Here is a 23,691-nt window from a genome sequence, read left to right as displayed (position 1 = left end):
CGATGCGTTTGGCTGCCATCGCCGTCCCTCTGCTGACCCTGGGCCTGCTGTCTGGCTGTTCCACACAGGGGGATCTGCCGCACACAGCCCTCCCATCCCCGCCAGCCAATGCCATTTTCGTGTCGCGCGGCGATACGCTGCAGGCGATTGCCGCGCAGTACCATGTTTCCACCCAGGATCTGATCAGCCTGAATGGGCTGACCCCGCCCTATACGCTGCATCCCGGCCAGCGGCTGACCCTGCCGACACCCCGCACCTATCAGGTGAAGGCAGGAGATACGGTCTATGGCATCGCCCGGCAGATGAATGTTGATATGGCGGAAATCATCCGCCTGAATGGCCTGCAGCCGCCCTATATGGTTCGGGTCGGCCAACAGTTGCAGATGCCCGGTGGCGGGGGCGGTGCTCCGACCCAGGTCGCCAGCAGCGTCAACCAGGCCCCCGCCCCTGCGCGCAAGCCGGATATGCCGCCGGCCACCAGCTCCGCCCCGCCGGCCCGCGCCCCCCGCCCCAGTGTGGAGGCGGTGCCGCTGGACCCGCCAGCCCCTGTGGCAGCCAAACCGCTAACGCCCACCCCGGTCCCCGTCCGCCCGACGGTGACCAGTCCACCCGCGACCAGCCCGGCCCCAACCGCCGGCAAGCGGGGGGTGGAGGCGGAAACCCTGGCCCCGCCACCGGCTGCCCCCGTCCCCCATGCCAGCAATGGCAACGGAACCGCCAGCAATGCGACTGCGCCGGTCCTGCCCGCCAACCGCCAGCCGGCACCGGTGTCCCCGGCCCCGGTAACCACCCCGGCGCCCCAGGTGGCCACCGCTGCCCCGCTGGCCAAGCCCGACGACGCGCCGCCGCCGCGCACCGCCGCCCGCTTCATGTGGCCGCTGCGGGGGGAGATCATCTCAACCTATGGTGCCAAGCCGGGGGGCTTGCGCAATGACGGCATCAACATTGCCGCATCCCAAGGCACCGCCGTGGCAGCGGCCGAGGCCGGCATCGTCGCCTATGCCGGCAACCAGTTGAAATCCTTCGGAAATCTGGTACTGATCCGCCATGATGGCGGCTGGGTCACGGTCTATGCCCATCTGGCCGATATCGGCGTGCAGCAGGGTCAGCGGGTGACGCGCGGCCAATCCATCGGCACCGTGGGCCAGACCGGCAACGTCCGCTTCCCGCAACTGCACTTCGCCGTGCGCAAGGGCGATCAGGTGGTCGACCCGATGGGGCAGTTGGAAAAGTAAGCGTTACAGCGCCCAGCCGATTTCCACCCCTACCAGGGTGGTGGTGTCGTCATGGCCGGTGCGGCGCAGATAAGAACCGGGCTGGAAGGCGGAAAGGGAGGCGGTGACGGAAAGCCCCTCCCGCTTCCAACCCAGCACCAGTTCCCCCTGATGGCCAATATAGCGGCCAGCCGCCGGGTCGGCGGGGCGCAGCAACGGGCCGGGCACGCTGTAGACCCCGTCATGGCGGTTTTCCCGCCAGTAGAACAGGCTGACCAGCGACAGGTCAAAGCCATGGCCCAAATCAAGTTCCAGGCCCGGATGCAGGTTCATGATGTTGCGCGGGCCGATGGGCGTCAGTTCCCCGAAATATTTGGCACGCGGGTAAAGCGGGTTGAAGGTGCCCAGCCGGCCATCCTTGGGATCGCCATCCCCGCTGGCAATATTGGCCCGCAGCAGCAGGCGCGGGGTGAGGGGCAGATCGGTGAATTGATAGCCGGTTTCGCTGGCAAGCGACCAAGCCCGAATGCTGCTGTCCGCCAGATGCCCCCATTGGGCCATCGCTTCCCAATTCCAGGACCAGGAGCCCTGTTTACCGGCTAAGCGGAGACCCGCTGTGCGCCGCCGTTCCCGGCCCCGCCCCTGGGCATAGCGGGCGGTGCCCTGGCCGGTGGCCAGCAGATAGGCATCCATCACGCCCTGCTGCCCCTGCAGCGTGGTGTAGAGCCCGTGCAGGAAACGGCCCTGGCCCGGCTTGTCGTCAAAATCATCCGGCCCGGTGATGACAGGCCGTTCCCACAGGGCCTGGGCCTTCCAGCCCTGGCCGGACAGGATCAGCCGTCCGCCATCAAACGGCTGCGGTACGTTGGCGCCGAACCGCCGCCCCACCAGCCGTTCAGAGCCCAGCCCCAGCAATTCCCGCCCGCCGCTGACCGACATTGTGACCGGTCCCGCCTGTACCAGATCGACCGCCAGGGACGCCTGCAACAGGTCCACCCCGCTGCGGTCGGGCGGGCCGGGATCGGCCCGCATTCCGGTAACCCCGGCCCCGATCAGTTGGGTGAACAGGCGAAACCCGTCCCCCTTCACCGAAAGCGAGGGCATGACCCGTTCATAGAGATAATGGTCGCCCCCCTGGCCCCATTGGTCATGGGCCAGATCCTCCCAGCGCAGGCGCAGATCCAGCCCCGGCGTGACCGTGGTGCTTTCGGCCCCGGCCGGTGCGCTCAATATCAAGGCCAGCGTGAGACCGGCAAGACACCGTTTCATGATGGGGCGATCAGGTGGCGGACGATGGGGGCATCCGGCCCCAGATGAAAGGCACGCACCACCTCCTGATTTTCCCGGTCGGCATGGGTGACGCGTTCATGCTGGCGCAGATGTTCCAGCCAGCTTTCCAGCACAAAGCTCTCCACCATCCGGCCCGGCTCGGCCGCATCCTCATACAGGCCCCAACTGATGGCACCGTCGCGGTGGCGGATGCGGCGCAGCACCTGCATGGCGGCGCTGAAATCCGCCACCCTGGCCGGATCGACCCGGTATTCAACGGTAATCATCACCGGCCCCCGGTCCGCCGGCATGTCGGCCACCGCCAGCGGGACCGGCCAATGGGAGGATGGGGTCAGATTGCCCGCCCCTTCCCCGCTGATCCGCCAGCGCAGCGCCAGAACCAGGGCCAGGATCTGGCCCGTTGCCGCCACCATCAGGGTCATGGGAATGCCCAGATGCCCGGCCAGCGTACCCCAAAGCGTGCTACCCGCTGCCATGGAACCCTGGAAGACCAGCAGATTGACGGCTAGCGCCCTTGCCTTCACCCAGGCCGGCACGGCCATCTGGGCGGCGACGTTAAAGCTGGAGAGCATGGCGATCCAGCCCATGCCGGCCAGCGCCATGGCGCCTGCCGCCTCGCCAAAGTTCCGCGCATGGGCCAGCCCAACGGCGACCAGGGCGAACAGGATGGTGGCCCCGATGGTCAGGCCGTTGGCACCCGTCCGCGCCCGCACATGCGGCAGCAGCACGGCCCCCAGCACGGCCCCCGCCCCCATGCAGCCCAGCAGCCCGCCATAGGCGGCAGGGCCCAGCCCCAGTTCCCGCCGGGCGATGATGGGCACAAAGGCCCAGAGCGCGCTGGCAAACAGGAAAAAGCCGATGGAGCGGATCAGCACCGTCTGCAAGGCCGGTGAATGGCGGGCATAGCGCGCCCCGGCCCGCAAGGCGCCGAAGAAGCGTTCCGCCGGCAAGGTGGGGGCGGCCACCTGCCGCCGCCACGCCACCAGCACCACCATCACGCCCAGCACCGAAATGGCGTTCAGGGCAAAGACGGCAGGCGTGCCGGCAGCCGCGATGATAAAGCCCCCCAGCGCCGGGCCGATGGCGCGGGAAATATTGATACCCAGGCTGTTCAGCGCGATCGCATCGGGCAAGGCCGGTCGCGGCACCAGTTCCGGCACGATGGCCTGGAAGGCCGGGGCAGACAGCGCCGCCCCGGTGGCAATGGCGAAGGTCAGCGCCAGCAGCACCAGCGGCCCGGTCAGCCCCATGAAGGTCAAGGTTGCCAGCAAGCCGGCACAGACCAGCGCCCAAAGCTGGGCCCCGATCAGCAGGCGGCGGCGGTCGACAATATCGGCCAGCGCCCCGCCCGGCAGGGCGAACAGGAACATGGGCAGGGTGGTGGCCGCCTGCACCAGGGCCACCATGATCGGTGCCTCGGACAGGCTGGTCATCAACCAGCCGGCCCCGGCATCATGCATCCAGGTGCCAACATTGGAAACGATGGTGGCGATCCACAGCGCCCGGAACAGCGGCAGGCTCAAGGGGGGTGGGGAGGCAGATGGGGACGGCGGCGGAGGTGCGGATGGCGATGGGGCAATCGTCATATCACACCCCCCGCCGCCGGCATGACAGGATGGCGACAAGCACAAGCCCGCCGATCAACCCGCCATGTTCCAGAAAGGTATTGCGTTCATGAAAGCGGACCATCGGGTCAGCGATAGTCCAGAACGGATGGGCGATCAGGGTGGCCAGCGCGGTGAACACCCCCAGCGCCCCCGCCCCTACCCAGGCAAACCGGCCCCAGATCAGCAGCACCGACCCGCCGATCTGTACCAGCACCGTGGCGATGACAGTGAGCCAGGCCGGTTCCAGCCCGAAATGCGCCGCCTCCGCCAGGGCGCCCGGCAGGTCGAACAGCTTGGCGATGCCGCTGGTCCAGAAAGGCAGTGTCAACAGCACACGCGCGGCCAGATCGAACCAGGGTGCGGTGAGCAGGGAGGCCAGAGGGGCCGGCGTGTCGCGCATGGGTGGGGGCTTTCGTTTCGGTTGGGGGCTGTTCAGATCCGGCCAAAAGGGCTTGAGCAGTTGTTGAGCCCTCTCCATTTTTCGCTCTTCTAGCAAACCAATCCTTTCCGTCATTCCCGCGAAGGCGGGAATCCAAACAACAGAACGGGTTATGGATTCCCGCCTTCGCGGGAATGACGGTTAGAAAGGTAAGAGCGGCGTTAGAGACGATAAAATCGTGAAAGGAAGCTGAAAGGTGGACTGTACTCCCGAGGCCAGCCCCTCACACCGCCCAGCACCCGCACCCGAACGCCCCCCAGAACCCGCCGGCATCCGCCGCCGGCACGTTGGCCCCCAGGGCCACCGCATGGTCATGCCCATGGACCCCGCAGGCAGATGCACAGCCACAGAGCGAGCCCATTTTCAGCAGTTTGCCATCCTTGTCCCGCGCCGGCTGGTAATAGCCGCCGAAGGTGGCGACCGGCGACCAGTCGGGCATCGGCTTGGGCAGGGCCGGGGCCAGCGGGCCGTAATCACCGGCCCCATGCACCACCTTGCCGCCCAGCAGGGTCAGGACCGACGTGATGTGCAGAATCTCGCTTTCCGGCACGCTGAAATAATCGTCTGACAGCACCACCAGATCGGCCAACTGGCCCGCCTTCACCTGCCCCTTCTTGCCCTGTTCGTTGGAGAACCAGGTATTGGCCTCCGTCCACAGGCGGAGCGCCGTTTCCCGGTCCAGCCGGTTGGTGTTGGGGTAGAGCGACAGGCCGCCCACGGTACGGCCCGTCACCAGCCAGGACAGCGAGACCCAGGGGTTATAGCTGGCAACCCGGGTGGCATCCGTCCCTGCCCCCACCGGCACGCCGGCCGCCAACATCTTGGCGATGGGGGGTGTCGCCTCGGCCGCCTTGGCGCCATAACGTTCGACGAAATATTCACCCTGATAGGCCATGCGGTGCTGCACGGCGATGCCGCCGCCCAGGGCCGCGATGCGGTCGATATTGCGCTGATCGATGGTTTCGGCATGGTCGAAGAACCAATGCAGCCCGTCGAAGGGCAGATCCCGGTTCACCTTTTCAAACACATCCAGCGCGCGGGTGATGGTTTCGTTGTAGGTGGCGTGCAACCGCCAGGGCCAGCGATTTTCCACCAGCAGGCGGACCACCGGTTCCAGGTCGCTTTCCATATTGGGCGGCATCTCCGGCCGCTCCACCCGGAAATCCTCAAAGTCAGCGGCGGAATAGACCAGCATTTCACCGGCGCCATTATGGCGATAGGTATCGTCGCCCTGGCCCGGCTTCACCTGTTTCGACCAGCCAGAGAAATCCGCCAGTTCCTGTTTCGGCTTCTGCGTGAACAGGTTGTAGGAGATGCGCAGCGTCAGCTCGCCATCCCCATGCAGCTTCTCAATGATCTGGTAATCGTCGGGATAATTCTGGAAGCCGCCACCGGCATCAATCACCCCGGTCACACCCAGCCGGTTCATTTCCCGCATGAAATGGCGGGTGGAGTTGATCTGATATTCCGGGGCCAGCTTCGGCCCCTTGGCCAGCGTGGAATAAAGAATGGTGGCGTTGGGCTTGGCCAGCAGCAGGCCGGTCGGCTCCCCATTGCCATCGCGGATGATCTCCCCTCCCGGCGGGTTGGGCGTATCGCGCGTATAGCCGACAACGCGCAGGGCGGCCCGGTTCAGCAGCGCCCGGTCATAGAGATGCAGGATGAAGACCGGGGTATCCGGGGCCGCCTGGTTGATCTCCTCCAACGTCGGCAGGCGCTTTTCGGCGAACTGATGTTCGGTGAAGCCGCCGACAACCCGAACCCATTGCGGCGGCGGCGTCACCTCGGCCTGCTTCTTCAGCATGGCCATGGCATCGGCCAGGGTGGGCACCCCGTCCCAGCGCAATTCCATATTGTAATTCAGCCCCCCCCTGATGATGTGCATATGGCTGTCGATCAGGCCGGGGATGACGCGCCGTCCCTTGGCGTCGATGATCTTGGCATCAGGGGCTGCCGCCGCGCGCACCTCTGCTTCCGACCCGACGGCCAGGAAGCGCCCGTCGCGGATGGCGACCGCCTGGGCCTGCGGGTTGGCGCGGTCCAGCGTGGTGATCTTGGCGTTGGTGAGGATCAGATCGGTGCCGGGCATGGCGGCTCTCCCAGGGTCGGCAAGGAACGGGGTGATGAAAAGGGATGCGGCACCCGCCAGGGTGCCGCGACGCGTTGGCCCGGTCATGTCGGGCGGCCTTCGCTGTCCTGCGCGTCCGGCAGCCGGCCCATCACATGGTTGGCACAGCCGGTGCGCAGGTAGGAGACAACGGACTCACCGCCAAACAGCCGCTTGGCCACGGGAACGACCTGTTCGCCCAGCAGGATGCCCAGCAGCCCGATCAGGGCGATGGTAGGCGGCGCGGGGGAGCGCACATTCAACAGGCTGTAGATCACACCGACCAGCAGCCCGGCGGCAAGCGAGAGGAGATAGGGCTTCATGGGAGGCGGGCTCCTGGGTGGGGGAGTAACTGCCCTCCCTTCCGTCATTCCCGCGAAGGCGGGAATCCATACGACAGAGCCATCTGCCCAACACTATCCGGTGGAAGCGTTGTTTGGATTCCCGCCTTCGCGGGAATGACGGTTAAGGGGAGCGGAAACAATTTGCTGGACGGACTCACAAAAGCAGGCCTGGCCGGAGAAGCAGTGCCTCCACCGGCCAGGCCCCAACATCCCTTAATGCGCGCCTTCCGACGCACCAAACATGGTCTTGGCATAGATGATGCCCAGCCCATAGGCGCCGCCGAACTTCTTGGCGATACCGGTGGTCATGTCATAGGTCTCGGTACGGGCCCAATCGCGCTGCAATTCCAGCATGTACTGCAGCGAAGTCATCGGACGAACGCCGGCCTGCACCATGCGGTCCATGGCGCGGTCATGCGCTTCGGTGGAAACGTCGCCGCAGGCATCGGCGATCACATAGACCTCATAGCCCTGGGCCAGGGCCGACAGGGTGGGGCCGACGATGCAGACCGACGTCCACAGGCCGCAGAACACCAGGCGACCCTTGCCGATCTTGTTCACTTCCGCGATCACCGGGGCATCTTCCCAGGTGTTCATGGAGGTGCGATCCAGCAGCTTCTGACCGGGGAAAGCCTCGGTGATTTCAGCAAACATCGGGCCGGAGAAGCTCCTTTCCGCCACGGTGGTCAGGATGGTGGAAACACCGAAACCGTTGGCGGCATGGGCAACCAGGGCGGCATTGTTGCGCAGTTCCACCGCATCGATCGACTTGGTCGCAAAGGCCATCTGCGACTGGAAATCGATCATGATCAGCGTGTGATCCTGGGGGGACAGCAGCAGCGGGCCGGGCGTCGGGGTGGCTTTGATGGACATGGGATCGGTTCCTTCAAGGGTTGCAGGCATGGGTGGGCCTTGCCAGAAGCGCTATGGCCCTGATCTGTGCGGGATCGTGTATGGAAGGCTGAACAAGCTGTTCGATGATGTTCGCTGCCGATCTTAACCAGATTGGCCGCCGATGCTTGTGCGGATTGCCGGGCTTTAGAACTTTTAACAGCGAACCATTCCGCGCGGTCATCAGTTGACGATGAATACCGACCGGCTTTGATCACCGGTGCCTACCTGCCAACAGCCCCAAGATCCGAACATGTCCGTCATTGTCTGGCTGGCATCTTACCCAAAATCCGGCAATATTTGGCTGCGGCTGTATGTGGCCGCGATGTCGCGGGTGCCAGCGGGCGGGTGATGCTGCAACGGGCGCTGGATATTTCCTTCAAGGGCCGGCGGGGCGTCTGCGCATGGCTTTCACCGGCAAGGTCGCGGCGGCGGGCGGCATGGATGATGGGTGGTCTGATCTGATGAAGCGGCGCCAGCATGGGCCGGGTGACACAACCGGCGATCCCGGTGCCCCGCTAAACCAATCCCCCAGGGGAAAGGAGGCTGGTGCCGGTCCCTGCCAACCCGCCGCCTTTCTGGATCGTGACGGCGTGCTGAACCAGGATGTCGGTTACGCCCATCGCCCTGATCAGATCATCTGGCTGCCGGGCGTGCCGGCAGCCATTCGCCATCTCAACGACGCAGGCTACCTGGTTTTTGTCGTCACCAACCAATCCGGTGTCGCCCGTGGCTTTTATGACGAAGCGGCGGTGCAGCACCTGCACCGCTGGATGCAGGCGCAATTACGCCTGGCTGGCGCGCAGATTGATGACTGGCGTTACTGCCCCCACCATCCCGAAGCGGTGCTGCCAGAATATCGCCGGGCACATGACTGGCGAAAGCCCGGCCCCGGCATGATCCTGGATCTGGCCCGTTGCTGGCCGGTGGATATGCAACGCAGCTTCCTGATCGGCGACCGGCCCAGTGACCTGCAGGCAGCAGAGGCCGCCCGCATTCGCGGCCATCTGCTGGATAGGGCGGGCCTGCTGCACCAGGTGCGGCGGCTGGTGCCAACCGGTTCAGAGAGCGGCGGCTAGGCGCTGCATTTCCGCCCGCACCCGATCACGAAAACGCAGAATGGTCTTATCCTCCACATCATTAACGTCATGGCTGTGGAAATGGCTGTCGGGCCGGATATGGGTGGGGGAGCCGGGCAAGGCGGTAGCGATGCCCCGATCGCGCTTGCGTTCCCATTCCTGCCAGGATTTGCAGAAATAATGGTTCAGCACCAGCCGGCGGGCTTGGGGCACCACATGCCGGTCCGGATCGCCATGGGCACCGGCCACGGTGAAATTCTCATCTACCAGAAAGCCAGCCGACAGGCCCGGCGTGTGTACGCCAACCCTTGCCACCAGCTCCGGTCGGGCGATGGTTTTAACCGTGGCATTGACCGGGTGGTCTTCGGCTGCCCGCCAGGTGAAACGCTCCATCACCAGCCCCTCGCCCGCCACCTGCCGCCCGCCGGAACCGAAAATCCGCCATGGCAGCATCAATCCGCCCACCCCCTGATAATCCGCCAGCACGATGCGGACATCATCATTTCCCAAAGGCTGGATAAATTCATCCAGATCGATGAAGGCGACCCAGCGGGCGCGACCATTCAGGCGCCGAACCCCCTCCTGATAGGCGGGTTCCTGCGGGGTGCGGTCCGGCTGGGTGGGCCAGGGCACATGGTCCAGCCAGCCCTGCTGTGACAGCCGGGAGAGGATGCGGCTGGTGGCGTCGCTGCTGTCATTATCAAAAATCACGAAATGATCCACCCCGACCACCCGGTGATAGGCCAGCCATTCCAGCAGATAGCTGTCCTCGTCCTTGGCGATGGCACAGATGGCCAGGCCAATGGGCGGTACCGGGTTCGGGGCCGGCAATGGGCTGTAGTGCAGATTGGGCAGCACCACATCCACCGGCGTTCCCAGCAGGGGTGCCCCCTCCACCTCCACCACCAGTTGATGGGGCTTGCCATCCATGGCCTGGGGAGGCAATACCAGGGTGAAGGCATGGGCACCATCGCCGATCCCGGCATCCTCCAGGTCCGGCCGGTACTGGTCGGCGATGGCGGCCGCCTGCTCCACCCCGTCCACCAGCACGCGTACAGTCAATCGCTGGTTCGGTATGGTGCGGTTAAAAGCCCATCCCGCCACATGCCGACCGGCCAGCCGGTCGAAATGACCGTAGATCATACTGCATCCTCCTGACCGGCAGACAGCGTGGCTACGCCAGGCAATGGCCCTCCCCAGCAGTGCCGGGACGGAAGGGCCAGTCCCCGGAACGGCCGGCCATCCAGGTTCAGGTTGGGATTGTAGGCAGGGTCCGACATGGCCTGATGATACCAGCGGTGACGCATATATTGTTCTTCTTTCATGGATCTGGCCCGTCGTTCAGGTGCCATGTCACGTCCCCGGCTGACAGATTCATAATGGAAAAGGTCGATCGCCGGTGTCCATACCAGCAGGAAGCCTTGCTGACGCAAGCGCAGGCAGAGATCAACATCATTAAAGGCGACCGGCAGGTTTTGCGCATCAAACCCGCCGACGGCCAGAAAGTCTGTCTTACGGCAGAACAGACAAGCCGCTGTTACGGCAGAGTAATTGCCAGCGACCTGAGTGCGGCCGAAATAGCCCTCATCATCAACATGACATTGCTGGAACGCGTTTTCCGCCAACCCCCCGGTCCCCACCACCACGCCGCCATGCTGGATCATGCCATTGGCAAAGCGCAGGCGGGCGCCAACGGCCCCTACCTCCGGTCGGGCAAGCAAGCTGACAGCCTCCCCCAGCCAGTCGGGGCTGATCAGTTCCACATCATTGTTGATGAAGCCCAGCACAGTCCCCTGAGCCACCTGGGCCGCCTGATTGTTCATGTCAGCATAATTAAAAGGGGCATCATAAGAAAGAACCCGGAAGCGACCCTGGCGACTTCCCTGCGCCAAATAGGACAGGGTTTCCGGCTCCTGGCTTTGATTATCAATAATAATAATCTCGAACGGTCGATACCGGGTCCGGGTCAGAATGCTGTCAATACAGGGGCGCAGCAGGTCCAGCCGGTCGCGGGTGGGGATGATCAGGCTGATCAGCGGCGCCTGCCACGCCGGCCGGGGCCATTGGACACGGCGGAGATCAGGCCAGCGCGGATGCAACGCTACGCTGCCCCCGGCAAAGCCCCGGCGCTGCATATGTCCCGTGACAACATCCAGCCAGAGGGCCTGGTTTTCCGCCTGTCGCTCAATACTGGCCCAGATTTCCGGCAGGTGGATGATCTTGCCAGGCCGCGCCTGTTCGGTCGCCATCATCTTGACGGCGGGCAGCGACGCCAGCGGCTGCGCTTGATCCAGCAGCGCTGCGCGCACCAGCACCAGGCCACGCATATAATCCTGGCTCAGGAACAGGTCATAGTTCCAATCCGGTCGGAACCAGGGAACCGCCGGTTTGCCGGGCAGGCGCATATCGGCGTCGGTATAAAGCAGATCGGCATCTGTCTGGGTGAAGATTGTCAGCGCGCGGTCCAGCGCGCCGGGCAGCAGCCGGACCCCGGCATCAATCAGGAACAGGATATCGCCGGCCGCCGCCTGACAGCGGAAGACAGTATCCTCCGGCGTCGGGCCTTCCAGCGGCCATCTCAGTTGCGGCGTGGGGTTGGGGGGCAGGTCCATCTGCATTGCGGCCAGCCATTCCTCATAGCGCGCGAAGCCGATGGAACGGGGGTGGATGACATTGTTTTCCGCCAGGAAAGCGGCTAGCAGCTGACGGGTGCCCTCCAACTCCTCCTGCCGCTCGGGTGGCACGGCGGCAGCCAACTGCGCCAGCAGGTGCTGGGGCCCCCGCGCGGTCGATTGAAAGCTGACGGGGCTGTTGTTCAGCAGCCCAATCCCCTCGGCATGAACATGCACCAGCCGCTTGCGACCATCCAGCATCCAGAAAGGCATGTCCAAGGTGAAGGCATGATCACCTTCGCCGATCCCGGCCTCCACCAGATCGCCGCGCTGCTTGCCAGCCACGGTTTCCTGCACCACCACACCTTCGACCAGAGCCATAACTGTCAGGTGTTTTTCCGGTGCAGCGGGGTTCCAGCACCATCCATCGATGCTGGTACCGACATTTGTATCGATATTGCCAAACCGGCAATCCGCCCGCTCTGTCGGCGCGGTCGGGTCAAGCATGATCAGCGGCCGGGTGAACGGAGACAGCAGCGGGACGCCATCCTGCGGATCCACCAGCTGTACCGTTTCGCCGGGAGCCAACGCCATTGTCAGGCGAAACCCATGATAGCCGGTTTCACCGACCCCGGCGCTGACCAGATCGCCGCGATAGAGATTAGCCAGGCAGGCGCCCCGCGCCACCCCATCCACCAACGCCAGCAGCAATAAAGGTGCTCCCCCCGCGCCGGGCCGGTATATCCAGCCCGTCAGGGCACCGGCAACATATTCTTCGACCCAACCCTGGCAGGGCGATAAAGTCATGAGGAAAATCCACGCTGAAACAAATCTGTACACCAGAATAGCACTTCCGCTGCCGCCAGGGGAACATCCCCGCGCGGGGTTCCGGCTGCCTGAGGCGTCGGCACATCATTGCGCGGTCCGTTGTCGGCGACCAACGCTTCATCGCCGCGCAGGCGATTGCCACATCCAGAAACCGACAGGCTGCAAAAACGCCCCCCGTTGGTCCCGCCATGTTCCCGGGACGTCTTGCGCGCGGCGGCCGGCAACGTTTCCGTCATTAACCTTGCAGAAACCCACCGACAGAGAGGATCGGTTCAGCGATACCCCACCTGACAAGGGGTATGGAAACGACGAATCAGACGCCTGGATCAAGAAAAAGGTTAAAATCCGACTATTCCCGAAAGAAAGTCGCACAATGTCCCCATCGACCCCGATAAGGTTGGGAATAAGTTTTGACTGATGTTGAAAGCTGACTATTGCCGAATCAGGGAGTTCAGATGCATTGTCGCCCGATACGACACGCGGACCGGGAACTTCCTCTCCTCTCTCGCAGTCGCAACCATTATGGCGTACTGGATCTGAATGAGTCTGGACCCTAGTGCCCACTTGTGGTAATTTTTCTAAAATGGTATGTTTTAGTAATTGCTTAACCATTTGTCGGATGGGGGCTGTCCGTAAGGCAGACTGGGAATCCCGTGCGGAGAGTTGAAACTTTGTCGCGCGGCTGGGGAAGCTGCTTTAATCTTGTGCTCAGACACATTCTAAAATTTGCGTAAGGCGCATTGTGACATGGTAGGCTCGAAATGAAGGCTGTCATTCTTGCGGGTGGTTCCGGTACGCGGTTGGCTGAGGAGACGGAGGTTCGTCCCAAGCCAATGGTAGAAATTGGCGGATATCCCATCATATGGCATATCATGAAAATATACGCCCAGCATGGGGTGCGCGATTTTGTTGTATGCCTGGGCTACAAAGGGTATGCGATTAAAGAATATTTCGTGAACTACTGGTCCCATGCCAGTGACATTACTGTTAATACACGCACCGGTAAGTTTGAGGTTCACCGCAGTTCGGGTGAAGATTGGAGCGTCTCTTTGGTCGATACGGGCCAAGGGTCTATGACCGGTGGGCGTCTTCGTCGCGTGCGGGATCTGCTGGGCGACGATGATTTCATGATGACCTACGGCGACGGTGTCGCCAATGTCGATGTCACGGCGCTGCTGGCCCATCACCGCGCCGCAGGCAAGCAGGCTACGGTTACGGCGGTGCGTCCGCCGGGACGCTTCGGGGCGCTGGATATCGAGAATGGCGTTGTGCAGCGCTTTCTGGAAAAGCCGCAGGGGGATGGCGGTCTCATCAATGGCGGGTTTTTCGTCCTCTCGCCCAAGGTAATCGACCGAATCAGCGGCGATGAGACGATCTGGGAGCAGGAGCCGTTGGAAGGCTTGGCAGCCGATGGCCAGTTGGCAGCCTATCTGCACACAGGCTTCTGGCAGCCGATGGATACATTGCGAGACAAGAAGTACCTGGAGTCGCTGTGGCAGGCGAATGCCGCCCCGTGGAAAACTTGGTGATCCAGATCCATACTTGTCCGCTATCGTGAAACAGGCTCGTCAGGACGCCATTATGACCCAATTCAGTTGCCGTGCGTGCCGTACCCCCCTTTCCCGCACTTTCGTGGATCTGGGAATGTCGCCCCTGGCGAATTCCTTTGTGCCCATGGACAAGGCTGAGCAGGGCGAGGTGTTTTACCCGCTGCACACCTACGTTTGCGAAAAATGTTACCTTGTTCAGCTTGGGGAATTCGAAACGCCGGAGAAGATTTTCTCTGACGAATATGCCTATTTTTCCTCCTTCTCCTCAAGCTGGCTGCGTCATGCCGAAGCCTATGTGGCGGCGATGGTGGAGCGTTTTGGCATCGGCCCCGATCACCATGTGGCGGAAGTGGCCAGCAATGACGGCTATCTGCTGCAATATTTCGTTCAGCGCGGAGTCCCGGTAACCGGGATTGAACCGGCCGCGAACTGTGCCCGGGCGGCCCAGGCGAAGGGCGTGCGGACGGAGAGCACCTTCTTCCATGCCCGCAGTGCGCAGGTGCTGGCAGCCACCTATGGCAAAGCCGACCTTATGGCAGCCAATAATGTGCTGGCCCATGTGCCCGACATCAGCGACTTCGTAGCCGGTTTCCGGGAAATGCTGAAGCCGGAAGGTGTGGTGACCTTTGAGTTCCCGCATCTGGCCCGTTTGATTGAGAGCGCGCAGTTTGACACGATCTATCACGAACATTTCTCATATCTGGCGCTTGGGCCGGTCCGCAGCATCCTGGCTGCACAAGGCCTGCGGGTTTTCGATGTACAGGAACTCCCCACCCACGGCGGGTCGCTGCGCGTCTTTGCCTGCCATCAGGCAGCATCGCATGTGCAGACACCGGCGGTCGACGCCCTGCTCGTCGCCGAGACGGCACAGGGGTTGAATGATTTCGCGGTTTATGATGCGTTTGCCGACCGTGTAGCAGAGGTCAAGGACGCGTTGCTGGAATTCCTGATTGAAGCACGCCGCACCGGCAAGCGGGTGGCTGGCTATGGGGCCCCTGCGAAGGGGAATACCTTGCTGAATTATTGTGGTGTCGGCCCCCAGCATCTGGCATTCACGGTTGATCTGAACCCTGTGAAGCAGAACAGTTTCCTGCCCGGCGTGCGCATCCCCGTGCTGAGTGTGGAGGAAATCACCAAGCAGAAGCCGGACTATCTGCTGATTCTGCCGTGGAATCTCAAGGATGAGATTGCCGGGCAGATGAGGCATATCCGTGAATGGGGGGGACGTTTTGTGACCGCCATTCCGAAGCTTGAGGTGTTTTGATGCACTTCCATCCTCTGGAAATATCCGACGCAATTCTCATTGAACCGGAACGCCGATCCGATGAGCGTGGCTTTTTTGCCCGGGTATTTTGTACGGAGGAGTTTGCGCGGGCCGGCCTGCCGACACATTTTCCGCAATCCAATGTGTCATTCAATGCCAAGGCGGGCACCGTCCGGGGAATGCATTACCAACTGGCCCCGCATGAGGAGCCGAAGGTCGTTCGTTGTACCCGGGGGGCGATTTACGATGTGATCGTCGATCTGCGCCCCGGCTCCCCCACGCTGCATCGCAGCGTGGGGGTGGAACTGAGTGCCGAGAACGGTCTGATGCTCTATATTCCCCCTGGCTTTGCCCATGGATTCCAGACCCTGGTTGATACAACTGAGGTTTTCTATCTGATGGGCGACATCTATGCGCCAGAACTGGCCCGGGGCGTGCGCTGGGATGATCCAGCCCTGGAGATCAGTTGGCCATTGCCCGTATCGGTGATTGCCGAACGTGACCTTAGCTATCCGGCAGTTCAGCGATGAAACGGGTGCTTGTCACTGGGGCAACCGGCTTCATCGGTCGCCATGTCATTGCCCCGCTCGTCCAGCGCGGGTTCGAAGTACATGCCGTCGGTCAGACAGATTTGGCCGATTGCGTCATGCACCGGTGTGATTTGCTGGATCATGCTGCCACTACGCAGCTTGTGCGGGGGATTTCACCCTCGCATCTATTGCATCTGGCTTGGTATGTGAAGCCCGGTCGCTATTGGACAGCGACAGAAAATCTGGACTGGGTAGCAGCGTCGCTGAACCTTTACCGGTCCTTCACCCAAGCAGGCGGGCATCGTTTTGTTGGTGCCGGCACTTGTGCGGAATATGATTGGCGCTTCAGCAAACTGAAGGAGGGGGACACCCCCTATCGACCGGATACCCTTTATGGGATGGCAAAGGATACGACCCGACGCCTGCTGGATACCAGCGCCCGACTTGAAGGCGTTTCCTTCGGCTGGGGTCATGTTTTCTTTCTTTACGGTCCAGGGGAAGCCAGGGCCCGGCTGGTAAGCGACGTGGTGATCGGCTGCCTGCGGGGTGAGCCCGTTCCCACCACAGCCGGAACACAGATACGCGACTTCATGCATGTGCAGGATATCGCCAGTGCTTTTGCTGCTCTGCTGGATAGTGATGTGCGGGGGGCTGTCAATATTGCATCTGGGGAGCCCCAGCCTTTGCGGACACTGATCACCGCCGTGGCTGAAGCCGCAGGCAGGCCCGACCTGCCCCATTTTGGTGCCCGTCCAATCGCTGCCAATGACCCGCCCTGCCTGGCGGCGGATGTGACAAGGTTGCGGGATGAGGTCGGCTTCAGGCCGGTTTACAGGTTAGAAGACGGGGTTGCAGCCACCGTAGACTGGTGGCGTGGTCAGACCCCGACTTTATGAAGATTTGTGCGACAGGTGGCTAGAGATGAACGACATGACGAGCCTTTCAAACGAAGATGACGCTATGACGCCAGTTGGCGAAGAATTTTCGTCTTCGCCAAAGGTGTCCACGGAAAAGCCTGCGCACGCCCCGCGCTTTTGGGAAGCACAGGACTTCGATGAAGAAGCCTATCTGGCCGCTTATCCGGATATTGCCGAAGCCGTCGCGGCCGGCACCGTCGTGTCCGCTTATCAACATTGGCTCCATCATGGCCAGCACGAAATTGAAGCTGGCCTGCGTCCACCTTTTACAACCGCTCCCCCTGTGGTGGATACGACGCTTGCGCCGTCGGTTTATTCGGATTTCGACGAATATGGCTATGTACATCTCAACCCTGATGTCGCCTCTGTCCCCTCCCCGGTTGAGCATTGGTTAAATCATGGACGATTCGAGGCGCGCGTAGCACCGGGCATCCGCCCCTTCGCTGACCGCTCCTTGGACATGAACCGCCTGTTGCAACACCCTTTCGGTGTGAACTTCTTTGCGCCGTTGTCGGCGAAAAGCGGCCTCGGCACGGCAGCCCGGGGATATATGCAGGCGCTGGGTGCTGTGAATGTGCCCTTCAATTCGCTTTCCCTTGATATTTCGCGTTATGGCGATGCCAGCAAGTCTCCCATCCGCCTGCCCAGCTGGAACGGCCAATATCGCGTAAACATCATTCAGCAGAACTGCGACATGTTGACAAACATGGCGCGTATCTATGGCCGAAATATTCTCGACGATCACTATAATATCGGCATCTGGGCTTGGGAACTGGCAGCCTTTCGCCCGGATTGGCTGCAGGAGTTCGGTGCGCTGGACGAGGTGTGGGCGCTCAGCAATTTTTGTGCGGAATCCATCAGCACCTTGTCCCCGGTGCCGGTTCGGGCGATGCCGTTGGTAGTCGAACTGGACACGCCGAATCCGACCTATGACCGGGCTTATTTCGGCCTACCGGAAGATGCCTATATTTTCAGTTTCATCTTCGATGTGTCCAGTGTGATGGACCGGAAGAATCCGCTGGCTCTGGTGCAGGCTTTCAAAAAGGCCTTCGGCAATGACCCGAAAGTGCATTTGCTGTTGAAGTATCACAGCGGTAATGCCGACCGGTCCCGCGTCACCAAGCTTTATAGTGTCGCCCGCGCTTCCAATATCCGGTTGATGTCGGAGAAGATGACGGATGCGCAGATCACCGGCTTGAAACAATGTTGTGATTGTTTCGTTTCACCGCATCGGAGCGAGGGGTTTGGCCTGAACATTGCGGAGATGATGTATCTCGGTAAACCGGTCATTGCGACCGGCTATTCCGGAAACATGGACTTCATGAGCAAGGATAATAGCTACCTGATTGATTATGATCTCACTGAAATCGATCAGAATCTTGGCCCCTATCTGAAAGGTTTTATCTGGGCTGAACCATCCATTGACCACATGGCTCAATTGATGCGTCACGTCTATGAAAATAGAGACGATGCCGCCCTCAAGGCTGCACAGGCTGCCCGCGATGTTCGCACCCGCAATTCCCAACAGGCCGTCGGTCTGCAGATTGAAGGCCGTCTGAAGGAATTGGGCCTGCAGCAGGAGCCGCCTCCCTTTGTGCGCAACTGGGGGCGCAGTGTGGATGCGGTATGGAAGTTACCCATCAGCTCCATCAAAGGAAAGCCGTGGGAGGCCCGTGTCAATAATTTGCTTTTGAAACCAACCATCAGCCTGATTGTACCAGTTTACAACGTCCCCGGCGAATATCTGCGCAAATGTATCGAATCAGTCATTGCTCAGTATTATCCCAATTGGGAACTGTGCCTGTGTGATGACGGATCGACCTCTGCTGATACGCTTGCCGTGCTGGAAGAGTATCAAGGCAAGGATGGACGTATCATAATCCGTCATCTCCCCAAGAATCTGGGCATTTCCGGCGCGTCCAACGCTGCCGTGGAGGTTGCGACGGGGGAATATCTGGCCCTGCTGGATAATGATGACGAACTGCCCCCGATGGCACTGCTCCGCGTTGTTGAGACAATCAATGCACGGCCGTCTGTTGACTACATTTATACTGACGAGGACAAGATTAACGAGAAGGGCGAGCATGTCGATGACTATTGCAAGCCTGATTGGTCTCCGGAACATCTGGAGTCCGTTATGTACCTGCTTCATTTACAGGTTATTCGCAAATCTCTGTTCTTGAAGCTTGGGGGGTTCCGCGCGGAATATACAGGGGCGCAGGACTTCGATCTCGCATTGCGGATTTCGCAATCGACAACAGAAATTGTTCACATTCCGGAGATTCTTTATCATTGGCGTATGATCCCCGGCTCAGCAGCAGCGGCCATTGATGCCAAACCGAAGGCCTTGCAGAATGCGTTCCGGGCCCTGGAGGATCATGTCAGGATCCGGTACGGCGGCAGTGCCAAGGTGGAACATGGGAAGCTCACCGGGTTCTTCCGTGTACGACATGATCTGGTGGGAAAACCGCCGGTAACAATCATGATCCCGACGGACAACCGCTTGGTTATGGTGGAAGGTCGCGGTGAGTTTAATATGATCGACAACCTGATCACGTCGATCAAGGCAAAGACCACATATCCCAATTACCGGATACTGGTGGTGGATAATGGCAATCTGACAGCACAGCAGCGCGAGCGTTATGAGCGCACCGGCATTCAGATTGCCAGCTATAAGGGCCCCCGGTCGCCGTTCAATTTCTCTGCGAAGGCTAATTTCGGTTTCCGGCAGGTGAAAACCGAACATCTCGTCATGCTGAACGACGATATGGAGATCATCACACCCGATTGGCTGGAGGCCTTGCTGGAATTTTCCCATTCACCCGAAATCGGCGTGGTTGGGGCGAAGCTGCTCTATCCGGACTCAACCATTCAGCACGCGGGCGTAGTGTTGGGCGTCAACGGCAATTCAGCCCACATGTATCATGGGTTCCCGGGCGATTTCGTCGGATACAATGGCTATACCCATACTATCCGTAACTACACTGTTCTGACGGGTGCCTGCATGGCGACCCGTAAGTCGGTGATTGATGAGTTGGGTGGCTTTGATGAAGCCTTTGCCATTGATTATAATGATATCGATTTCTGTTTGAAGGCTGTGGAAGCCGGTTATCGGAACGTCTACACGCCTTTCTGCGAGCTGTTCCATTTCGAAGGCAAAACCTCTGTCCGTACCGCCCAGAACCCGGCGGAGGTGGAACTGTTCAGCCAGCGTTGGGGGCGTTATGTGGCACGTGATCCGCATCACAACCCCAATTTTGCACCTGATCGTATTGATTACGCGTTGCGGCAACCGCTTAATGACCTGCTGAAACAGCAAGATCCCTATTCCAACGGTTGAGACCTCATTCTGCTGCGTTCGGTTGAACCGAATGGATACGGCGTCTGGTTCCAATGCCCGTAAATCGCAACCGGAATCTGGTGGGGCATACCCCACCAGATTCCGGTCCTTGAATTTCGACCATGACCAAAAAGCGTGCTATCATCGCTTGCGTCGGCAAACGCGTCACTGTCTGCGCGGCCACGCCGCTTTGATCTTTCATTTGCCCCCGAACAGGGTCTTCTCGACTTCCGTCGCCATGGCGGCATAGCCGGCATCGCTGGGGTGCAACTTGTCGCCCACATCATAGGCAGGCTGCAACTGGGACGGGCTGGCAGGGTCGCGGGTGGCGGCGTCGAAATCCACCACCCCGTCAAAGCCCTCATTCCGGCGGATCCAATCATTCACCTCCCGCCGGACAGCATCCCCTTCCGGGGAATAATAGCCAGCACCGGCATAGGGCATGATGGTGCCGATGAACAACTGCACCCCCTGGGTGTGGGCGCGGTCGCGCAACTGGGACAGGCCCTGGATCAGTTCACGCGCGGTCACCACCTCTTCCGGGCGGCGGATGCTATGGCCGATATCGTTGATGCCGATCAGCAACACCACGCGGCTGACACCGGGCTGGCCCAAGGCATCCCGGTCAAACCGCGCCAGCAGGTTGGCACCGGTCTGGTCGTGCAGCAGCCGGTTACCAGAAATACCATGGTTCAACACCACCACGCGGGCCGCTTCATCCTTGCGTGCCGCCAGCAGAGCCGCCAGCTTGGCCGGATAGGTGCCGGTGGGCTTGGTGTGGCTGTTATCGCCTTCGGTGATGCTATCGCCGATGGCCACCAGAACAGGCGCGGGCTGGGCTGCCAGCACCTCCACCGCGCCGACCAGGGTAGGGGCGCGCTTGGTTTCACCCTGCAATACCGGGGCGGCCGTGAGGTCGCCGGGGCCGGCAAGGGTGACCAGGGGTTGATGGCCAGCCACAAAGGCAGGCCCCGGATAATGGATGGAGATCACCAGCCGGTCCCCAGCCGCCACCTTGACGGGCAGCGGGTCGCTAAGCAGGGGCGCACCGGGCGGCAGCGTAGCACCCGCCTGACCACCAAACAGCAGCGGCCGGTCACTGCCGGGGCGGATGCTGCCATCGGCATCGGCCAGGGCCAGCCGAGCCGCCCCGATCACCACTGGCCGCGTCCCCAATTCATTGGAGAGCCGCACCCGCACAGCCTCACCCGATGCCACGAGCGGCAAAAGCTGGCGGACGGTCTGGTTATCAAAGGACGGGTTATTGCCAGCCGGCAACGGGGACAGGGCCCAGGCTGGAACCCAGGCATGATGGCTGCTGGCCATCTTCGGCCCATGGGTACCCACGGCTGATGGCGTGCCAGCACAGCCACCCAGCAACAGGGTGCCCACCAGGGCAAAAGCGCCTAAACTCCGCCAGGAAACCGCGACAGGCATGATTATCCCCCTTTTCTCAAGTCACGAAAGAGGGAAACTACCGCAAGCCCCGTTCATTGCCAACAAATGAGAGACAGTCCCAATAAGTAGAATGAGATGGCTAAATTCCCCCCTGCGGCGGAAGACCTTCACAATAATAAAGGCCGATACTCAATATCAAAATAGCCTAATAACTTCTGAGTATTTGGCATAATCTGCCAAAAGAATGTGCATCTGGCGGATGCCCCAGACGGATCAGACCGGGACGATCCGGAAACCGCCGGGTCCAGAAGCCGGCCTGGGCCAAAGCCGTAAATAGATCCACGCCGTCTGGTGATCGCACGAGCTGGAAAAGAGCCGTTCCACCGACCGGCTCAATCCCCGCTTCCGTCAAGGCCGTCTTCAAGGACTGATGTGCGCTGGCAAGGCGGGCACGGGTGGCCGTCTGCCAATCGATATCCGCCAGGGCCTGGCTGGCCACCAGCAAGGCCGGCCCCGCCACCCGCCACGGGCCCAACCGGTCGGCCATGGCCGCAACCAGGCTTTCCGGCCCCAACAGGAAGCCCAGGCGCAAACCGGCCAGCCCATAGAATTTGCCGAAGGAGCGCAGCACCAGCAGGCCGGGCCGGCCGATGCCGGGGGCAAGGCTGAGCTCCTGCATCAGGTCGCAAAAGGCTTCATCCACCACCAGCCAGCCACCGCGCGCCGCCAGCGCATCGGCCAGGGCCAGCAGGGAAGCCGGCGGGACGATCCGGCCATCGGGATTGTTGGGATTGACCAGCAACAGCACATCCGGCAGCGGCCCGTCCGGGCTGGGCAGGCCAGCCACCTGTTCCACCCGATGGCCGGCGCGGGCCCAGGCGGGCGCATGTTCACCATAGGTGGGGGCCAGCACCTGCACATGGCCCGGCGCCCGCAGGAAGGGCAAGGTCTGGATCAGGATTTGCGAACCAGGGGCCGCCACCAGCAAGGCCGGATCGGCCACACCATAAGCGGTGGCGGCCGCCGCACACAGGGCGCGTTCCTGCGCCGGTTCGGGCAGGCGGGCCCAGGCACTGGCCGGAATGTCGGGCAGCGGATAGGGCCAGGGGTTGATGCCGGTGGACAGGTCGATCCAGGGCCGGGGCGCCTGGGGGAAAAGGGCGGATGCCGCCGCCAGATCCCCGCCATGGGGCTGCGCGGCCCCCGCTTCCATGCTATTGGCTGACACCATCATGATCGACCTGACCTCGCCTTATCTTTTGCTGTCACTGGCTTTGCTGCTGGAAGCGCTGCTGGGTTACCCGGATGGGCTTTACCGCCTGATCCGCCATCCGGTGGTGTGGATCGGTGCCGTGATTTCCCGGCTGGACCGCTGGCTGAACCGGCCGCACTGGCCAGCCCCCTGGCGGCGCGCCGGGGGCGTGCTGACGGTGCTGATCCTGCTGGGCGGGGCTTTGGGCATGGGCGGGGCGCTGCAGATATGGCTGCTGGGCCTGCCGGGCGGGGCCTTGATTGTGGGGCTGCTGGCCAGTGCGCTGCTGGCGCAGCGCAGCCTTTACCGCTTTGTTGCCGCCGTGCCGGCAGCGCTGCGGCGCGAGGGGCTGACGGGTGGCCGGGCGGCGGTGGCGCATATTGTCGGGCGTGATCCCAACAGCCTGGATGAGGCCGGCGTCAGCCGTGCCGCCATCGAAAGCCTGGCGGAAAACTTCTCCGACGGGGTGACGGCCCCGGCCTTCTGGCTGGCGGTGGGCGGGCTGCCGGGCATTCTGGCCTATAAGGCGATCAATACGGCCGACAGCATGATCGGCCACCGCACACCCAAGCATGAAGCGTTCGGCTGGGCCGCTGCCCGGCTGGACGATCTGGTGAACCTGCCGGCATCGCGGCTGACGGCCCTGTTGCTGGTGGGGGCGGCGGCGGTGACGCGGGGCGCACGGGCCGGCACGGCGCTGCGCGCAGTATGGCGTGATGCCGGCAAGCATCGCAGCCCCAATGCCGGCTGGCCGGAAGCCGCCATGGCCGGCGCCCTGGGCCTGCGGCTGGCCGGCCCCCGCCGCTATGCCGGCGTGGTGGTGGATGATCATTGGATGGGCGATGGCCGCGCCGAGGCCGGGGCGGCGGATATCGAAGCGGGCTTGCGGCTGTACTGGCGGGCGTTGGCGGGGCTGTGGCTGCTGGCCGGGGTTTGGGCCTGGGCGATGGGGTGAATTCGGAGTTGGAAGGGGGTCTACGCAACAGTACGCAACAGATTTACGCGTTTTGTTGCGGAGGGGGTGCGGGG

The 23,691-nt window shown here is 62.0% G+C and carries 18 protein-coding genes; 8 read left to right on the top strand and 10 right to left on the bottom strand.

Annotated features, from left to right (window positions below; all coding sequences use genetic code 11):
• Positions 1-2 precede the first annotated feature (2 nt).
• Entirely contained in the window at positions 3-1,235 is a 1,233-nt protein-coding gene (locus GE253_RS06155) for a LysM peptidoglycan-binding domain-containing M23 family metallopeptidase (protein WP_173012524.1), read from the top strand.
• 3 nt (positions 1,236-1,238) lie between these two features.
• Here the strand turns inward: GE253_RS06155 and GE253_RS06150 are convergent, their stop codons facing one another.
• From GE253_RS06150 to GE253_RS06125, 6 genes are all read right to left on the bottom strand, one after another.
• Positions 1,239-2,483, bottom strand: coding sequence for an alginate export family protein (locus GE253_RS06150; protein WP_153203242.1), 1,245 nt, complete (start codon positions 2,481-2,483; stop codon positions 1,239-1,241).
• Positions 2,480-4,090, bottom strand: a complete 1,611-nt coding sequence (locus GE253_RS06145; RefSeq protein WP_153203241.1) for an MFS transporter — start codon at positions 4,088-4,090, stop codon at positions 2,480-2,482. Before GE253_RS06145 ends, GE253_RS06150 begins: the two co-directional genes overlap by 4 nt.
• A gap of 1 nt (position 4,091) precedes the next feature.
• Positions 4,092-4,511: a DoxX family protein gene (locus tag GE253_RS06140; RefSeq protein WP_153203240.1), complete on the bottom strand. Its 420-nt coding sequence runs from the start codon at positions 4,509-4,511 to the stop codon at positions 4,092-4,094.
• Positions 4,512-4,773: 262 nt separating this feature from the next.
• Positions 4,774-6,639 (bottom strand): amidohydrolase, encoded by a 1,866-nt coding sequence (locus tag GE253_RS06135; protein ID WP_247878499.1) that lies wholly within the window; start codon positions 6,637-6,639, stop codon positions 4,774-4,776.
• A gap of 83 nt (positions 6,640-6,722) precedes the next feature.
• Positions 6,723-6,980: a DUF1427 family protein gene (locus GE253_RS06130; protein WP_153203238.1), complete on the bottom strand. Its 258-nt coding sequence runs from the start codon at positions 6,978-6,980 to the stop codon at positions 6,723-6,725.
• A 234-nt stretch (positions 6,981-7,214) separates the two neighbouring features.
• Positions 7,215-7,874: a hydrolase gene (locus GE253_RS06125; protein WP_153203237.1), complete on the bottom strand. Its 660-nt coding sequence runs from the start codon at positions 7,872-7,874 to the stop codon at positions 7,215-7,217.
• A 422-nt stretch (positions 7,875-8,296) separates the two neighbouring features.
• On the opposite strand from GE253_RS06125, the gene GE253_RS06120 reads away from it, so the two are divergent.
• On the top strand, positions 8,297-8,971 hold the full coding sequence (locus GE253_RS06120) for an HAD family hydrolase (protein WP_247878498.1): 675 nt from the start codon (positions 8,297-8,299) through the stop codon (positions 8,969-8,971).
• Here the strand turns inward: GE253_RS06120 and GE253_RS06115 are convergent.
• Entirely contained in the window at positions 8,954-10,114 is a 1,161-nt protein-coding gene (locus GE253_RS06115) for a glycosyltransferase family 92 protein (protein ID WP_153203236.1), read from the bottom strand. The two genes, GE253_RS06120 and GE253_RS06115, sit on opposite strands and share 18 nt — an antisense overlap.
• Complete coding sequence (locus GE253_RS06110) at positions 10,111-12,390, bottom strand: glycosyltransferase (protein ID WP_153203235.1); 2,280 nt, start codon at positions 12,388-12,390, stop codon at positions 10,111-10,113. Before GE253_RS06110 ends, GE253_RS06115 begins: the two co-directional genes overlap by 4 nt.
• Positions 12,391-13,172: 782 nt before the next feature.
• Here GE253_RS06110 and rfbF point away from each other — a divergent pair.
• The 5 genes from rfbF to GE253_RS06085 are packed head-to-tail and all read left to right on the top strand — an operon-like array spanning position 13,173 to position 20,012.
• Positions 13,173-13,940, top strand: coding sequence for a glucose-1-phosphate cytidylyltransferase (gene rfbF, locus GE253_RS06105; protein ID WP_153203234.1), 768 nt, complete (start codon positions 13,173-13,175; stop codon positions 13,938-13,940).
• A 52-nt stretch (positions 13,941-13,992) separates the two neighbouring features.
• On the top strand, positions 13,993-15,225 hold the full coding sequence (locus GE253_RS06100; protein WP_153203233.1) for a class I SAM-dependent methyltransferase: 1,233 nt from the start codon (positions 13,993-13,995) through the stop codon (positions 15,223-15,225).
• Positions 15,225-15,755, top strand: coding sequence for a dTDP-4-dehydrorhamnose 3,5-epimerase (rfbC, locus tag GE253_RS06095; RefSeq protein WP_153203417.1), 531 nt, complete (start codon positions 15,225-15,227; stop codon positions 15,753-15,755). Before GE253_RS06100 ends, rfbC begins: the two co-directional genes overlap by 1 nt.
• Positions 15,752-16,651: an NAD(P)-dependent oxidoreductase gene (locus GE253_RS06090; RefSeq protein ID WP_153203232.1), complete on the top strand. Its 900-nt coding sequence runs from the start codon at positions 15,752-15,754 to the stop codon at positions 16,649-16,651. Before rfbC ends, GE253_RS06090 begins: the two co-directional genes overlap by 4 nt.
• 25 nt (positions 16,652-16,676) lie before the next feature.
• Entirely contained in the window at positions 16,677-20,012 is a 3,336-nt protein-coding gene (locus GE253_RS06085) for a glycosyltransferase (protein WP_153203231.1), read from the top strand.
• Positions 20,013-20,210: 198 nt separating this feature from the next.
• On the opposite strand, the gene GE253_RS06080 is transcribed toward GE253_RS06085, so the two are convergent.
• Together GE253_RS06080 and cobD are read right to left on the bottom strand one after the other, a co-directional pair.
• Positions 20,211-21,449, bottom strand: coding sequence for an SGNH/GDSL hydrolase family protein (locus GE253_RS06080; RefSeq protein ID WP_153203230.1), 1,239 nt, complete (start codon positions 21,447-21,449; stop codon positions 20,211-20,213).
• 166 nt (positions 21,450-21,615) lie between these two features.
• Positions 21,616-22,644 carry a threonine-phosphate decarboxylase CobD gene (gene cobD, locus GE253_RS06075; protein ID WP_247878496.1) on the bottom strand — a complete coding sequence of 343 codons (1,029 nt, stop codon included), beginning with the start codon at positions 22,642-22,644 and terminating at the stop codon, positions 21,616-21,618.
• On the opposite strand from cobD, the gene cbiB reads away from it, so the two are divergent.
• On the top strand, positions 22,643-23,617 hold the full coding sequence (gene cbiB / locus GE253_RS06070; RefSeq protein ID WP_153203229.1) for an adenosylcobinamide-phosphate synthase CbiB: 975 nt from the start codon (positions 22,643-22,645) through the stop codon (positions 23,615-23,617). The genes cobD and cbiB overlap by 2 nt on opposite strands.
• The last annotated feature ends 74 nt before the right edge of the window (positions 23,618-23,691 follow it).

This window comes from Niveispirillum sp. SYP-B3756, from assembly GCF_009495745.1.
Lineage (GTDB): Bacteria > Pseudomonadota > Alphaproteobacteria > Azospirillales > Azospirillaceae > Niveispirillum.
This window is presented reverse-complemented; position numbering and strand designations above follow the sequence as displayed.